Consider the following 13,970-nt stretch of genomic DNA (forward strand, 5'->3'; position numbering starts at 1 on the left):
CATATTGCCTAATTGATCTTATTTTGTATTACTTTTTTTCGCTGCATTTTCGAGTTCGCTTTTCGGATCGGGAGTAAAGGTCGCATCTTGCCCGAATCCTTGTGGATTCACACCGGGTGCTTTTGTTCCACGATTTTTGCCGCCATTTTTCGCCATCGCACTCACCTCCGAGGATAGTGTTGCCTTTTTGTGAAAAAATATGTTTACATCACAAGAACAGCGAAAGACCCCTGCTTATCGAGGACTTTTGCGGAGACTGTCGCCTGCCGCAGCGGCACCGAAGAGGCGCGAGCTGATGGTGTCTGAAGCTAAACAATAAGAAAAAGAGGAGGCAGCCGTTGAAGTTAGACACTGATTAAATGACCGTTTGAGAAAGGAGAAGGAGGCATGAACCGGGCTTAAAAACAGCATTATGGACAATCGCGCTTGCACAGCTTAAAAAAATCTCGTCAAAGAAATGTGAGACGGGGACGTTAGCAATGATCACTTTTTTGAAACGGAGGAATGCCGAGCTCCCATTCTGCAGGAGCTACTTCACTTGCAACCTTTATTGTCTTACCATTGATTCGCATTAGCCGCTTTATTTGGCTTCATTGTGATATATGTGCGCAAGGAGTGCGCAGACAGGCTGGAGAGCTGGCGATTCACCTAAACATGGATTTAGCCGAAGAGACTAAATGATTGGAAAATGATCCGAAACAAATGGTGTACGAGAGACAAAAAAACGGATTCGTGAGTGTCTTGGTCATCAGCCGATCAAAGTCATTGGCGGGGGTTTACTAGGGATGAAGACAGGAGCGCTTTCTTACTTATGTACATGCAAAAAATGGCTAGCTATAGCGTTAAAAATGCGTTAAGATGGTAGCGAAGATCTCATTCAGGAGAGGGAGTATGGGAAAGCAGACGGTAGAACAATATTTCGATTTTTTAGCGAGCAAAGGATTTCGCTTAGGCGAGGATGCACGCAATTTTATTCGCTTTGGCCAACAGTATACGGGGGCAAACGATTGGCTAACGATTATGGCGTTAGAGTGGACGTTAAAAATTCAAAAGCACTTTGACGGAAGTTTTTACTTATCATTACTTGAAGAGCTAACCCAGCGACAAACAATCACACGCGAGCAGGTCCTAATGTTTATGAAAGAAAAAGGATTTGTGGGCCGTTAAAAATCCTCGAGGCTAATTGCTTCGAGGATTTTATCGTGTCAGGTGCCGCTTTGTTGATAACCGTTTTCCAAAAGACAATGAAAACCGAAACTCTGACAAAATCATGCCGGATAAAATGCCGATACAACCGATGATGCCAGCGGGCGAAAGTCGTTCTCCAGCCCATATGTATGCAGTGATCGCAGCAAATACCGGCTCCATCGCAAAAATAAGCGCGACGCGTGCAGCTGTCGTGTATTTTTGGAATTTGGTTTGAATCAAAAACGCAAGCGCTGTTGCTAGCAAAGAGGTAATCATTAACGCCGTCCATACTTCTTGTTGCCGCAAAACCGCCACGTTCCACATTTGTGTTCCATCTTCAAACAAGAATGCAAACACGGAACACATGATGGCAACGGTAAAAATTTGTATCACCGTCAGCAACAGCGTCGGGTAACGCGATGAATACTTTCCGGTCACAATGATGTGCATGGCAAATGAAATCGCGCAAAAGAACACAAACACATCGCCGCGATTCATCGACCATTCGCCGCCATTCATTGTTAAAAAATATAAGCCGGCCGTCGCGATAAGTGCGCCAAACACAGCGTTAGCCGTCGGTTTTTGTTTTAAAAAAAGAAATGAAAATAGCGGCACTAACACAACGCTAAGACCGGTAATAAACGCGGTTTTTGATGATGTTGTATACAGAAGCCCAATCGTTTGAAACGCGTAACCGCTAAATAGCCAAAGCCCCATCCATCCCCCGGCACGCAAGAGAGAGGAGCTCCATTGTGTAAGAAGTGAGCGGTAAAACAACAAAAGCCACAATAACAAAAACAAACCGGCTAGCCAAAAGCGTACCGCATTAAATGAGAGCGGTTCAAGAAATGAAATGGCGTTTTGAACAACAACGAATGTGGCTCCCCAAACGAATGTCACAGCAAGAAGGCTTACATCCGCTATCCACTGTTTGTTCAACTCTTTCTCTCCCCCGTTTTTTGAAATTGTTGGATTGCTTTTCGCGCCAGTTCATCGGCGACACGGTTTTCTTTACTTGGTATCCATTTGAGAAAAAACAAATCGAGTTGTTTGGATAGTGCAAGAGCCTGTTCTAACAGCGGTGCATATGTTTTGTTTTTCACATATTCTTTTTCGATCGCCCTATCAACTAATTGGGAATCGGTGCGAAATGAAACGGCTTGATATCCTTTTTCAAGACAAATTTCCAGTCCTTTGATGAGAGAATGGAGCTCAGCTTCGTGGTTTGACATCACACCAAGAGGAATCGAATATCGCTCGACCGTTCCGTTAACTTTAATAAACACTCCTGCCCCTGAAGGCCCTGGATCCCCGGCGCTTGCGCCATCAATATATACTTCGATCAATAGTTACTCCTCCAATATGAAAACTAATGGTAGTGTACCATAGTTATCAAAAAATTTACATATCTTTTTTTCGGAAATCGTTTTGCTATAAAACAAAGGGAGTGCACAAAGAGTAACGGTCTATTTGAGAGTATATAAAAAATTTTCCATCATTCGTTCGTTGGAATACATCGAAAAATGCGATAGAAGTAAAAATTAGTGTATCGATAAGCTGACTTGTCATTGTGTGCTTTCATTATTGCGAATCCAAAACTGTGCATCGCGTAGAAAGCGTTCTTTGAACCAATGAAAAAGATAGACATCCACTGACTCACAAGAAAAGCGCATACACTCTTCAAGCGCAATTCGCGGCAGGAGGGCAAAAATTGTTTCAAGCGATGAGTTGCGCATAATCATTTGCATGCGGTTAATATAATTAAGGTAAGCTGCATAATGACAGTTAAGGAGATGGGCGTAAAAATCCGAGACAAAACCGCTTTTAAGTCTCTTTTTACTATATTTTTCGCTTAAAATATTTGTGTAGCAAGAAATGAAGTACCGGACATAATAAATATTGTCGAGCATTGCTGTTAATCCGAATTTTTCAACTTGTATATTAGCGACGACAGTTGAAACCCTGATCCAAACAATCCTAGGAGGCCAAAAAGGTGATAGATGAGCAATACAAGGGAAAACGTCACCATCATTGCGATAACCCGAGGCATTCATTCCACATGTTTTTCCCCTCTGTATTGTATAATAAATATAAGCAACGATTGTCATTATAACTGCATAAACGTAAATGTACGGTAGAGGAATTTGTCGTGGAAGGATGAAACGATGTGGATGTCATGATTCGATGGGTATATGTTACACCAAAAAAGCAAGAAGTAGTGTTAACTTCGGACCTTCTTCCGGTCGAACAGGCGCTTCTTCTTGCTGAAGATTTTGAGAAAACTGGGCGTGTCAAAGAGTTAACATTTATTGACCGCCAACATGTGACATGGACGAAAAAAGAGTTGATTAAATTACAAAAAGAGTTAGAAACTGAGCCACACGACGTCATTGCGTATTTTGACGGCAGCTTTGACAATGAAACGCTGCAATCGGGCGTCGGTGTCGTCATTTATTATAAACAAAACAACGATCAATATCGTTTTCGCGCCAATCGCCAGCTTGATGAATTAAAATCGAACAACGAAGCGGAATATGCGGCATTTTGGTTTTTAGTGCAAATGCTTGAAGAGTTGGGTGTCCATCATTTGCCGGTTGTATTCCGTGGCGATTCTCATGTTGTACTTAATCAGCTTTCGGGAATGTGGCCATGTTTTGAAGACGATTATAATGCATGGCTTGATCGTATTGAAGCAAAGTTGGCGGAGTTAGGCATTCAGCCGGTTTACGAGCCGATTTCTCGCAAACAAAATAAGGAAGCGGATCAGCTCGCTCGTCAAGCGCTAGAAGGAAAATCAATCGCAAGCACGATGGAACTTGGAAAGAAGGAGTAGAAGCAAATAATGAGAGAAGAGAAAGCAAACAAGAGAAAAGAAATATTAGCAAAACTAAATGAACTTCACCATATGTATTGCGAAGGATGTTTCTTAAAAAGCACGTTTCGCAAAGAAATGGGGAAAACGTACGCCCAATCGTTTTGCATTAATCATTGTACCGTTGGTGAAATGATGAAACAATATGGAGAGATGCTACTTGAATCTTCTTCTCGTTCAGTTGAATAGTGCAGCAAGTAAAAAAGGATCTCACGCTAAACGAGATCCCTTTTTGAAAAAGATGTGATGATTCTCTTTTTTGTCATTGTCCAGGGCTTTATTTTTTCTCTTCTTGGACTGTCAGCCTTTCTATGGAGGAAAGGGGGGGAAGAGTATCCTACCTGCGGCGCCTTTACTTTCCTTGATTGTCCAGTTTGGTAGTTCGTAAATACCCTTCTTCCTCAGAGGGTAAGCCGTCTTTCGGGTGAAGAACATTTGCCCATGGCGGCTAGGCGGACCACTTCCGCTTTTCATATTACCGTAGGGCTTCGTTTAATTGATGTTCCGCTTGTTGCAGTTGCTGTTCACACCGGGCAAGAAACTCTTCGTCAACGCCAGTTGCTTCACTGCGGGCGCGGGCAAGTTGTGCGTGCGCATTGTCAATTGCCTGCTTTGCTCCGATTAGCATCTCTCTGTCTAAACTCATTGTCGCTGAACCCACCATTTTTTTTGCTGTCTCCACAAACATTTCCACTTGTTTTAAGTCGTTATAGCCAGAATGAATATCACGTTCCATCTGGAACCCACCTCCTAGCTGATAGTGTTTGTTGTTCGAAAAGGGAATATTCGCCCAAAAAGAAAAAGACCGGCATAGCGCCGGCCTTTTTATCTGCCTTCGTCCTATCGTCTATATTAACGAACGCTTACTTATAATTTGACTACGTTAGCAGCTTGAGGTCCACGGTTTCCTTGAACGATTTCGAAAGACACCTCTTGACCTTCTTCTAACGTTTTGAAACCTTCACCTTGGATGGCTGTGAAGTGAACGAATACGTCCGCTCCGCCTTCTACTTCGATGAAACCGTAACCTTTTTCGTTGTTAAACCATTTTACTTTACCGTTTTGCATAATACTTAATTCCTCCTAATACCTTTAGCACCTTTCGGCTAACTTAAAAATTTTATCAAATAACGGAATATACTCCACAGCTATCTAAGGTGAACAAGCCAAGCTGTCTTGCATGAGATATATTCTGTTAAATGATGTATTTACTATACACTAATGCGAGGGGCATCGTCAAGGAGAACGGAATAACTTTCAGAAAAAATTTACAAATTTTTTTATAACATGTAAAGAAAGAGGAGAATCGCTTTCGATTGTCTAATATTTTTTATCATAAACTTCCGGCTATCAAGGGTGTTAAGCAGAGAAGGGAAAATAAAAAGTACACATGGATGAAAAGGTGACACCATACATTGATAGTAGGAACGTAAAGGGGGCTGGGGCATGTATCGCGGAAAGATCAGTGAAAAGGATGTCATTATTCGGTTGGGGAGACGGGCAAAACTTCATCATATTGACAGTGATAAAATTTACCGTATGGTACTTTCTTATGGAGAAATCGCTTTTGAGAAAGGCCAAGATATGTTTTGTATTTATCATGATCGCATCGGTCTTATTGTTGCTGAGGTAGAGAAAAATGATGTTCCTGTGATTCGGGTAGATTATGTGATTGATCAGCAAAACGTGTATGAATGACTGTTGACAAAGAACAGAAAATGACATAAATTAGCTGTAAGCGCTGTCATTATAGATATAATCGGCTTTGGTAGCCTTAGACCTTTGCCGAAGCAAGGCATAGGTCTTTTTATCTTCTTACGTGGTATCGGGAAAAAGGTGAAACAAAGTAGGAGATCGGGCCGTATACGTATAGTATTGTGAAACAGATAGAGAAAAGAGGTGTATCCACATGTTATTGCGCAGAATGATGTCAAAATTAGGAGTCGGTTCGGCGTATGTCGATTTAATATTAAATAAGCAAGTTTATAAGCCGGGGGATATGATCGAAGGACAATTGCATATCCATGGAGGTACAGTAGAGCAAAAGATTACAAAACTAGACGTTGATTTTGTCCGAAAAACGTTGCGTGATGGCAAGGAAGAAGATACCGTTATCGCTACCATTCCAGTCGACGGAGATTTTACCATCGAGCCTGAACAAAAGAAGGTATTGCCGTTTACGTATCAAATTCCTGAAAATATTGCTCCTTCGCAGCCGGGAATTTCCTATCGGTTCATCACTCGATTAGATATCGAAGATGCCGTCGACATCCTCGATTTTGACTATATCCAAATTGTAACGAAGTAGAGAAAAATTTCAGAAAAAAACGTTGACAACGCTTACATTTTCTATTAATCTTATAACTAAGTTAATAACTGTGGCGGAGAATTCGGAGACCCACACATGTTCCTCATCAAGAGGAGATGTGTGGGTTTTTATCTTTTCCGCCACATCCAAAAAGCAAAGGGGGAATGGATGATGTCGGCATTTATGGCCGAACTTGTCGGCACCGCTTTACTGATCATTTTAGGTGGAGGAGTTTGCGCTGGAGTGAACTTAAAAAAATCGTTTGCGCAAAACTCTGGATGGATCGTCATTACGATGGGATGGGGGCTAGCTGTAGCCGTAGCAGTTTATGCCGTGGGACAATTTAGCGGGGCACATCTCAATCCGGCTGTAACTCTCGCGTTAGCATTCAACGGCGATTTTCCGTGGGCGGATGTCCCTACGTATATTGTCGCGCAACTGCTTGGTGCGATTATCGGTGCGACAGTTGTCTTTCTTCATTACTTGCCTCATTGGAAAGAAACAGATGACCCGGGCGTGAAATTAGGTGTATTTGCGACAGGCCCGGCAATTCCCAATCGTTTTGCGAATTTGCTGAGCGAAATGATTGGCACATTTGTATTAGTCGTTGGCATTTTAGCGATTGGCGCCAACAAATTCACTGATGGCTTAAATCCGTTCATTGTTGGGTTTCTTATTGTCAGCATCGGCTTATCACTTGGAGGAACAACAGGCTATGCCATTAACCCAGCACGCGATTTAGGTCCACGCATTGCTCATTTTTTCCTTCCGATTCCCGGAAAAGGTTCATCCAATTGGCAATATGCATGGATTCCTGTTCTTGGACCGGCCTTAGGCGGCTCATTTGGCGGATTATTTTACAAAGCTGTATTCGTAGGAAAAGTCACAGCGGCGTTTTGGTATGTGCTTATCGCAATCATCGTCGTGTTAGCGATTACTTTTGTTCAACAGACAAAAACGACTACCTATCAACAGACAAAAAATGCTTTAATGTAAATATAAAGGGGGAGACAGTTTATGGAACAATATATTCTTTCATTAGATCAAGGGACAACAAGTTCACGCGCGATTCTGTTTAATAAAAATGGAGAAATCGTGCATATTGCACAACGAGAGTTCACTCAACATTTTCCAAAACCAGGTTGGGTCGAGCATAATGCAAATGAAATTTGGGGCTCGATTTTAGCCGTCATTGCCAGCGTCTTATCGGAAGCATCCGTCAAGCCGGAACAAGTGGCAGCGATTGGGATCACGAATCAGCGCGAAACAACGGTTGTATGGGATAAACATACAGGATTACCGATTTACAATGCGATCGTTTGGCAATCGCGCCAGACAGCCGATATTTGTGAGCAGCTAAAACAGCAAGGGTATGACGAACTATTTCGCACAAAAACAGGCTTGCTCATTGATGCCTATTTCTCTGGGACGAAAGTGAAATGGATTTTAGACAACGTGGAAGGCGCACGTGAGAAAGCAGAAAGAGGCGATTTGTTGTTCGGCACGATCGACACATGGCTTATTTGGAAGCTATCGGGTGGTCGCGCTCATGTCACTGATTATTCCAACGCTTCGCGAACATTACTGTTTAATATTCATGAGTTAAAATGGGATGATGAAATCCTTGACATTTTAGGAATTCCGAAATCAATGCTTCCAGAGGTTCGCCCTTCTTCGGAAGTGTACGCCAAAACGGTACCGTATCATTTCTTTGGCGTGGAGGTTCCGATTGCCGGCGCAGCAGGAGATCAACAAGCGGCGTTGTTTGGGCAAGCGTGCTTTGAGGAAGGAATGGCAAAAAATACGTACGGGACTGGCTGCTTTATGCTTATGAATACAGGAGAGAAGGCGGTTCAATCGAAGCATGGATTGCTGACAACGATCGCGTGGGGCATTGATGGAAAAGTTGAATATGCATTAGAAGGAAGCATTTTTGTCGCGGGTTCGGCGATTCAATGGCTCCGCGATGGGCTCAGAATGATTAAACAAGCACCAGATAGTGAGACATATGCGGAAAAAGTGGACTCTACCGACGGCGTGTATGTCGTACCAGCGTTTGTTGGATTAGGAACGCCGTATTGGGATAGCGATGTACGCGGGGCGGTATTCGGATTAACACGCGGGACGACAAAAGAACATTTCATTCGCGCTACATTGGAATCGCTTGCTTACCAAACGAAAGACGTGCTTACAGCGATGGAAGCGGATTCAGGTATCGCGTTAAAAACATTGCGTGTCGATGGCGGTGCGGTGAAAAACAATTTCCTTATGCAGTTTCAAAGCGACATATTAGGGGTGCCGGTTGAGCGACCAGTGATCAATGAAACGACGGCGCTTGGCGCTGCGTATTTAGCGGGGCTTGCGGTCGGCTATTGGAAAGACCGGTCGGAAATTTCCGCACAATGGCATCTAGAAAATCAATTTGAACCGCAAATGGAAAAAAACAAACAGGAAGCATTATATGAAGGCTGGAAAAAAGCTGTGAAAGCGGCAATGGCGTTTAAGTAATCAAAAAACAAAAGAGGTGTTGACTTGACACCTCTTTTGTAGTTACTGAAGGTGACACATCCCCTTCTGTAGTAACCGAGTTGCTTCGTCACTCGATAAGGGCGGGCTAAGAAAATATCCTTGCGCCTCTTGGCACCCTTTTTCTTGTAAATAAAGGAGCTGCTCAAACTGTTCGACTCCTTCCGCAATGACGTTCATATGCAAATGGTGCGCCAGAGAAATAATTGTGTTCGTAATAACGCTGCCATAATAAGAATGAGGACAATCCGAAATAAACGATTGATCAATTTTCACCGTATCGACATCGAGACGTTTTAAGTAAGCAAGCGATGAATATCCTGTTCCAAAATCGTCAATCGAAATCCGCACCCCAAGCTCTTTCATTCGGCGTAAATTGTCTGAAATGGTCGCCTCGTTGTAAACCATAATGCTTTCTGTGATTTCTAATTCTAGCCATTCTGGAAGTGTGTTCGTTTCTGTTAAAATCGCTTCAATTCGTTTCGCGAAATGTCGGTCTTGCAGCTCTTTCACGGAGACGTTCACAGCGATTCGAATCGGTTTTAGCCCGTTTTTCCGCCACTGTTCATGTTGTCGACATGCTTTTTTTACAATCCATTCTCCAATCGGAACGATGAGACCTGTTTCCTCTGCCAGCGGAATAAATTGATTTGGTGGCACTATCCCATAAATAGGATGTTGCCAACGAATGAGTGTTTCCATTGCGACAATATCTTTTGTTTGCACATCGATGATGGGCTGGTAATAAACCGTGAGCTCCTCTTTTTTTATCGCATTATGCAAATCGTTTAATAAGAATAAATTCGCGCCTTTTTCCTCATCATATATATAGTAACTGTTTTTTCCTTTCCTCTTGACTTCGTACATAGCCATATCAGCATATCTCATTAGTGTTTCCACTTCCATACCGTCTCGTGGATAAAAGGCGATACCGATACTGCCAGTAAGACACAATTCGAGTTCATCGACATGAATCGGTTCCTTAAGTAGTTGTAATATTTGTTCTGCTATTGCAATCGCTTCTTGCTGGTGACCGATATTTGGGAGCATGATTATAAACTCATCTCCGCTCATACGGGCTGCAACTCCTTTTGTTTTAGCAGTCTGCTGCAACCGTTCAGCCACCTTTTGTAATATAACATCTCCTATACTATGTCCGAGCGAATCATTAATATATTTAAAGCCATCTAAATCGATGTAGAAAATCGCCCCGATTTTTCCAGATTGCTTTGCTTCTTCAAGAGACTGTGAAGCGAGTTCGCGAAACAAGTGGAGGTTTGGAAGACCAGTTAAGGAATCGTAATATGCCATTTGCCGAATGCGCTCGTTTTGTTCGACACGCTCTGTGATATCTTTAGCAATTCCCGAGACACCAACAATTTTTTGATTGACAAAAATCGGGACAAAAGTAACACTTAAATATAAAATTTTTCCTGATTTATGTCGAATACGGACATCAGCGTGCTGCGATTTCCCTTTTGCTGTTTGTATAAACGCTTTCACGGTTTTGGATACATCATCGGATATGACTAAATCATGCATTGACATCGATAATAATTCTTCATGGCTATATCCCGAAATTATCGAAGCTGCCTTGTTAGCGGAGAAAAATGTTCCGTCCATCCTTAACGAAAACACCGCATCTTGATTGTATTCAAATAATGATTTATAACGCTGGCGGCTTTCTTGTAATTGCCCTTTCATTTGCCCATGTTCAATGGCCAATCCTGCTAGTGAGGAAAAGGTGTAAATGATGTCGATATCGTCTTCTTGCGGTGCGCAAGGCTCATAATGATACATAGCAAATGTTCCAAGCACTTTTTTCTTTGAGGAAAAAATCGGAACCGACCAGCAGGCACGCAATCCATGCGGTAAGACAAACTGTTTAAATGGTTTCCAAAGAGGATCATGCTGGATGTCAGTAACGATGACCATTTCCTGCCGGTACGCAGCCGTTCCACATGAACCGGCGTTAGGGGCAATCTCTAAACCGTTAATCGCTTCAATAAAATCATTTGGCAAACGAGAAGCAGCTCCGTGATATAACCGCTGATGCTCCTCATCCACTAGCAAAATCGAACAGACAATATTCGGAAGAATATCTTCCATCGTATGAACGAGCTCCATTAAAACGTCAGAGACGGGTGTCTCTTTTGCGATTAATTCTAAAATTTTCTTTTGACCTGTTAATAATTGCTTTGCGCGTTTTTCCGAGGAAATATTATGACAAGAAATGAGCAGAATATTCATTCCTTGTTCTGTTTGAATGCGACGAATATGTTCTTGAACAAATAAAACTTCTCCATTCTTTTTTACTTTTCGAAGTTCTAGTGAATGAACGATATTCTTTTCATGATGAATAATAAATTGGAGCTGTTGCTTTACAAGCCGGTGGTCATCTTCATGTGCGATAGCGAAAACAGGCATGCCGATTAATTCCTCTCTCGTATAACCGAGAACATGAGCAGCGAACTCATTTGTATCCAATATATAACCGTCTTCGTCTACAATCAATTGCATAGCAGGCATGAGAAAATAAAAAGGCATATAGGACGTTCCCGATTGATTCATATGCATTCAAAAGCAACCCCAATCGCGTAAAGAATATACAACCGCTATAAAATTCATGTGCACTACTATATTATCATTATTCGTATGGTTTTTGTCGAAAAAAATAGAATAATAGCGAATAATTTCAAATCGATAAAGAGTATTCCATAAAGTATGTAAAAATGCTTTCGTTGATATATTTTCTAAATAAGTAATTAAATGTATAGTAGATCCAGCTTTAGATGAACGGTCTAATATTGGTTTAACAAATCGCTACATAAATTGGATGAACCAAATAACGATATTTCAGCCGACAGAGTAAGAGCGGGATAAAATGCCCATTAAAGAAATTTAAATATAAAAAAGAACTATGTTTTAAATAATCAATAAGATTTTAGAAAGATTCCAGTAAAAATAAGATAAAACGACACATATGACTGAAAAATGAATATATAAAAATTTTTTGGTTGACTAAAAATATTAAAAATTATTGAAATTTAGAAAATAACATAATAATATATTTGTATAAGAATGGAATGATTTTAATATTTTGAATAAAATTGATTTTTATACAAGAGAGGGGGGTTACTTTGTCGAAACAACCGATTTTACAAATTGAAAATTTGCGAGTTTCTTTCCGTATTCATGACGAATACTATGCGGCTGTCGATGGAGTTTCTTTAACGGTAAATGAAAATGAAGTGGTGGCGATTGTCGGTGAATCGGGATGCGGAAAGAGTGCATTAGCCCTTTCTATTATGGGGCTACACCCACTTGAAAGAACGAAATTAGAGGGGACAATTGCTTTTAAAGGAAAAAACCTTTTGTCGTTATCTGTACCGCAGCTCAATCAAATCCGTGGAAAAGATATCGGAATGATTTTTCAAGATCCTCTTACAGCTCTAAATCCTTTAATGACAGTAGGACGGCAAATTGAGGAAAGCATGGACTATCATACAAAACTGTCTTCATCAGCAAAAAGACAACGTACGCTGGAGTTATTAAAGCGGGTAGGTATCCCAAATCCAGAAAAAACGTATGACCGTTATCCGCATGAACTTTCAGGAGGAATGAGACAGCGAATCGTCATTGCCATTGCGATTGCTTGTGAGCCGTCTCTGATTATAGCAGACGAGCCTACAACAGCTTTAGATGTTACTATTCAGGCACAAATTATGGGGCTATTAAAAGAGCTGCAACAACAAATGAAGACAGGCATCATTTTAATTACCCACGATTTAGGCGTCGTAGCCGAGATGGCAGACCGTGTGGCGGTAATGTATGCGGGGGAAATTGTTGAATTAGCCGATGTCAATACGCTTTTCAGTCGTCCTTTACATCCGTATACCCGCTCATTATTGCATTCGATTCCTTCTGTTCAGACTCGAAAAGAAAAACTTCACGTAATTCAAGGGATTGTTCCATCATTGCAAAAACTGCCTAGAACAGGGTGTCGATTCAAATCACGAATCAGCTGGATTGATGAATCCGAACACGAAAAGAACCCGATTTTGCGAGAAGTAGCACCGGGGCATTGGGTACGCTGTACATGTTATAAAAATTTTTACTTTCCACAAGATAACATAGGGGACATGAACTATGGCATTTCTTAAAGTGAATCATTTAAAAGTTTACTATCCAGTACGTGGCGGTTTTTTTCGGAGAGTAATTGATTACGTGAGAGCAGTTGACGATGTTAGCTTTGAATTAGAGCAAGGAGAAACATATGGATTGGTGGGGGAATCCGGGTGCGGAAAGACAACAACAGGACGAACCATTATTGGACTAATCAAGGCAACAGCGGGAGAAATTTTATTAGAAGGGAAAGATTTAACTAAACTAAGCCGACGAGAATTTTACCATTATCGAAAAGATATACAAATGATTTTTCAAGATCCATACTCCTCGCTAAATCCAAGAAAACGAGTGTTGGATATTATTGCTGAACCGCTCCGTAACTTTGAAAAGCTATCACCTCAAGAGGAAAAAAGAAAAGTGCAGTACTTCGTTGAGAAAGTTGGGCTACATCCTGAATCCATTTACAAGTATCCTCATGAGTTTTCCGGGGGACAACGGCAACGCATCGGCATTGCACGAGCTCTTACGTTAAATCCGAAGTTAATTATTGCTGATGAACCTGTTTCTGCATTGGACGTTTCAGTTCAAGCGCAAGTGTTGAATTTTATGAAGGAGATCCAAAAAGAATTCCAGCTTACTTATCTTTTTATTAGTCACGATCTAGGAATTATCCGTCATATGTGCGATCGCATCGGAATCATGTACCGCGGTCAATTTGTAGAAGAAGGAACAAGTGAAGAAATATTTCATGATCCACAACATATTTATACAAAAAGACTCATTTCTGCGATACCAAATCCGAATCCACAACATCGCCAAGAACAAGTAAAGCTTCGGCAGGAAATCGATAAGGAATACCACAATTCATATCATCAGTACTTTGACGCTGAGGGGAGAGTGTATCCATTAAAACGGATTTCTGAGACGCACTCTGTTGCAATCCCGTAG

At 41.4% G+C, this 13,970-nt stretch carries 17 protein-coding genes; 10 read left to right on the forward strand and 7 right to left on the reverse strand.

Annotated features, from left to right (window positions below; genetic code table 11):
• Window positions 1-18: 18 nt before the first annotated feature.
• The gene (sspL, locus tag ISX45_RS04135; protein ID WP_181557118.1) at window positions 19-156 is read right to left on the reverse strand and encodes a small, acid-soluble spore protein L; all 138 of its coding nucleotides are present in this window, start codon (window positions 154-156) and stop codon (window positions 19-21) included.
• Window positions 157-504: 348 nt separating this feature from the next.
• Here sspL and ISX45_RS19400 point away from each other — a divergent pair, with 348 nt between their 5' ends.
• Complete coding sequence (locus ISX45_RS19400; RefSeq protein ID WP_228485620.1) at window positions 505-681, forward strand: divergent PAP2 family protein; 177 nt, start codon at window positions 505-507, stop codon at window positions 679-681.
• Between the two features lie 210 nt (window positions 682-891).
• A complete protein-coding gene (locus tag ISX45_RS04145; protein ID WP_181557117.1) occupies window positions 892-1,167 on the forward strand; it encodes a DUF6123 family protein in 276 nt (91 codons plus the stop codon).
• Between the two features lie 30 nt (window positions 1,168-1,197).
• Here ISX45_RS04145 and ISX45_RS04150 read toward each other — a convergent pair whose 3' ends face one another.
• The 3 genes from ISX45_RS04150 to ISX45_RS04160 all read right to left on the reverse strand — a co-directional run bounded on the left by ISX45_RS04150 (window position 1,198) and on the right by ISX45_RS04160 (window position 3,242).
• The gene (locus ISX45_RS04150) at window positions 1,198-2,127 is read right to left on the reverse strand and encodes a DMT family transporter (protein WP_194520028.1); all 930 of its coding nucleotides are present in this window, start codon (window positions 2,125-2,127) and stop codon (window positions 1,198-1,200) included.
• Window positions 2,124-2,534: a reverse transcriptase-like protein gene (locus tag ISX45_RS04155; RefSeq protein ID WP_181557115.1), complete on the reverse strand. Its 411-nt coding sequence runs from the start codon at window positions 2,532-2,534 to the stop codon at window positions 2,124-2,126. Before ISX45_RS04155 ends, ISX45_RS04150 begins: the two co-directional genes overlap by 4 nt.
• Window positions 2,535-2,753: 219 nt before the next feature.
• On the reverse strand, window positions 2,754-3,242 hold the full coding sequence (locus ISX45_RS04160; protein ID WP_194520029.1) for a VUT family protein: 489 nt from the start codon (window positions 3,240-3,242) through the stop codon (window positions 2,754-2,756).
• Between the two features lie 113 nt (window positions 3,243-3,355).
• Between ISX45_RS04160 and ISX45_RS04165 the strand changes: the two genes are divergently transcribed.
• Complete coding sequence (locus tag ISX45_RS04165) at window positions 3,356-4,021, forward strand: ribonuclease H family protein (protein WP_181557114.1); 666 nt, start codon at window positions 3,356-3,358, stop codon at window positions 4,019-4,021.
• Window positions 4,022-4,030: 9 nt separating this feature from the next.
• Window positions 4,031-4,249, forward strand: a complete 219-nt coding sequence (locus tag ISX45_RS04170; RefSeq protein WP_181557113.1) for a zinc-finger domain-containing protein — start codon at window positions 4,031-4,033, stop codon at window positions 4,247-4,249.
• Window positions 4,250-4,535: 286 nt separating this feature from the next.
• Here the strand turns inward: ISX45_RS04170 and ISX45_RS04175 are convergent, their stop codons facing one another.
• A complete protein-coding gene (locus tag ISX45_RS04175) occupies window positions 4,536-4,796 on the reverse strand; it encodes a DUF2564 family protein (protein ID WP_181557112.1) in 261 nt (86 codons plus the stop codon).
• Window positions 4,797-4,927: 131 nt separating this feature from the next.
• Window positions 4,928-5,128: a cold-shock protein CspD gene (cspD, locus tag ISX45_RS04180; protein ID WP_181557111.1), complete on the reverse strand. Its 201-nt coding sequence runs from the start codon at window positions 5,126-5,128 to the stop codon at window positions 4,928-4,930.
• A gap of 378 nt (window positions 5,129-5,506) precedes the next feature.
• Here cspD and ISX45_RS04185 point away from each other — a divergent pair, with 378 nt between their 5' ends.
• From ISX45_RS04185 to glpK, 4 genes are all read left to right on the forward strand, one after another.
• Complete coding sequence (locus ISX45_RS04185; protein ID WP_194520030.1) at window positions 5,507-5,758, forward strand: hypothetical protein; 252 nt, start codon at window positions 5,507-5,509, stop codon at window positions 5,756-5,758.
• Between the two features lie 211 nt (window positions 5,759-5,969).
• Window positions 5,970-6,368: a sporulation protein gene (locus ISX45_RS04190; protein ID WP_181557109.1), complete on the forward strand. Its 399-nt coding sequence runs from the start codon at window positions 5,970-5,972 to the stop codon at window positions 6,366-6,368.
• A 171-nt stretch (window positions 6,369-6,539) separates the two neighbouring features.
• Window positions 6,540-7,364, forward strand: a complete 825-nt coding sequence (locus ISX45_RS04195) for an MIP/aquaporin family protein (protein WP_194520606.1) — start codon at window positions 6,540-6,542, stop codon at window positions 7,362-7,364.
• A 21-nt stretch (window positions 7,365-7,385) separates the two neighbouring features.
• Window positions 7,386-8,876 carry a glycerol kinase GlpK gene (glpK, locus tag ISX45_RS04200; RefSeq protein ID WP_181557107.1) on the forward strand — a complete coding sequence of 497 codons (1,491 nt, stop codon included), beginning with the start codon at window positions 7,386-7,388 and terminating at the stop codon, window positions 8,874-8,876.
• Between the two features lie 42 nt (window positions 8,877-8,918).
• On the opposite strand, the gene ISX45_RS04205 is transcribed toward glpK, so the two are convergent.
• Window positions 8,919-11,471, reverse strand: a complete 2,553-nt coding sequence (locus tag ISX45_RS04205; RefSeq protein ID WP_194520031.1) for a sensor domain-containing phosphodiesterase — start codon at window positions 11,469-11,471, stop codon at window positions 8,919-8,921.
• A 563-nt stretch (window positions 11,472-12,034) separates the two neighbouring features.
• On the opposite strand from ISX45_RS04205, the gene ISX45_RS04210 reads away from it, so the two are divergent.
• Both ISX45_RS04210 and ISX45_RS04215 read left to right on the forward strand, forming a co-directional pair.
• Entirely contained in the window at window positions 12,035-13,057 is a 1,023-nt protein-coding gene (locus ISX45_RS04210) for an ABC transporter ATP-binding protein (RefSeq protein ID WP_194520032.1), read from the forward strand.
• A complete protein-coding gene (locus tag ISX45_RS04215) occupies window positions 13,044-13,970 on the forward strand; it encodes an ABC transporter ATP-binding protein (RefSeq protein WP_181557104.1) in 927 nt (308 codons plus the stop codon). The genes ISX45_RS04210 and ISX45_RS04215 overlap by 14 nt, the downstream gene beginning before the upstream one ends.

Source organism: Thermaerobacillus caldiproteolyticus (assembly GCF_015326725.1).
In the GTDB taxonomy this organism is placed as follows: domain Bacteria; phylum Bacillota; class Bacilli; order Bacillales; family Anoxybacillaceae; genus Thermaerobacillus; species Thermaerobacillus caldiproteolyticus.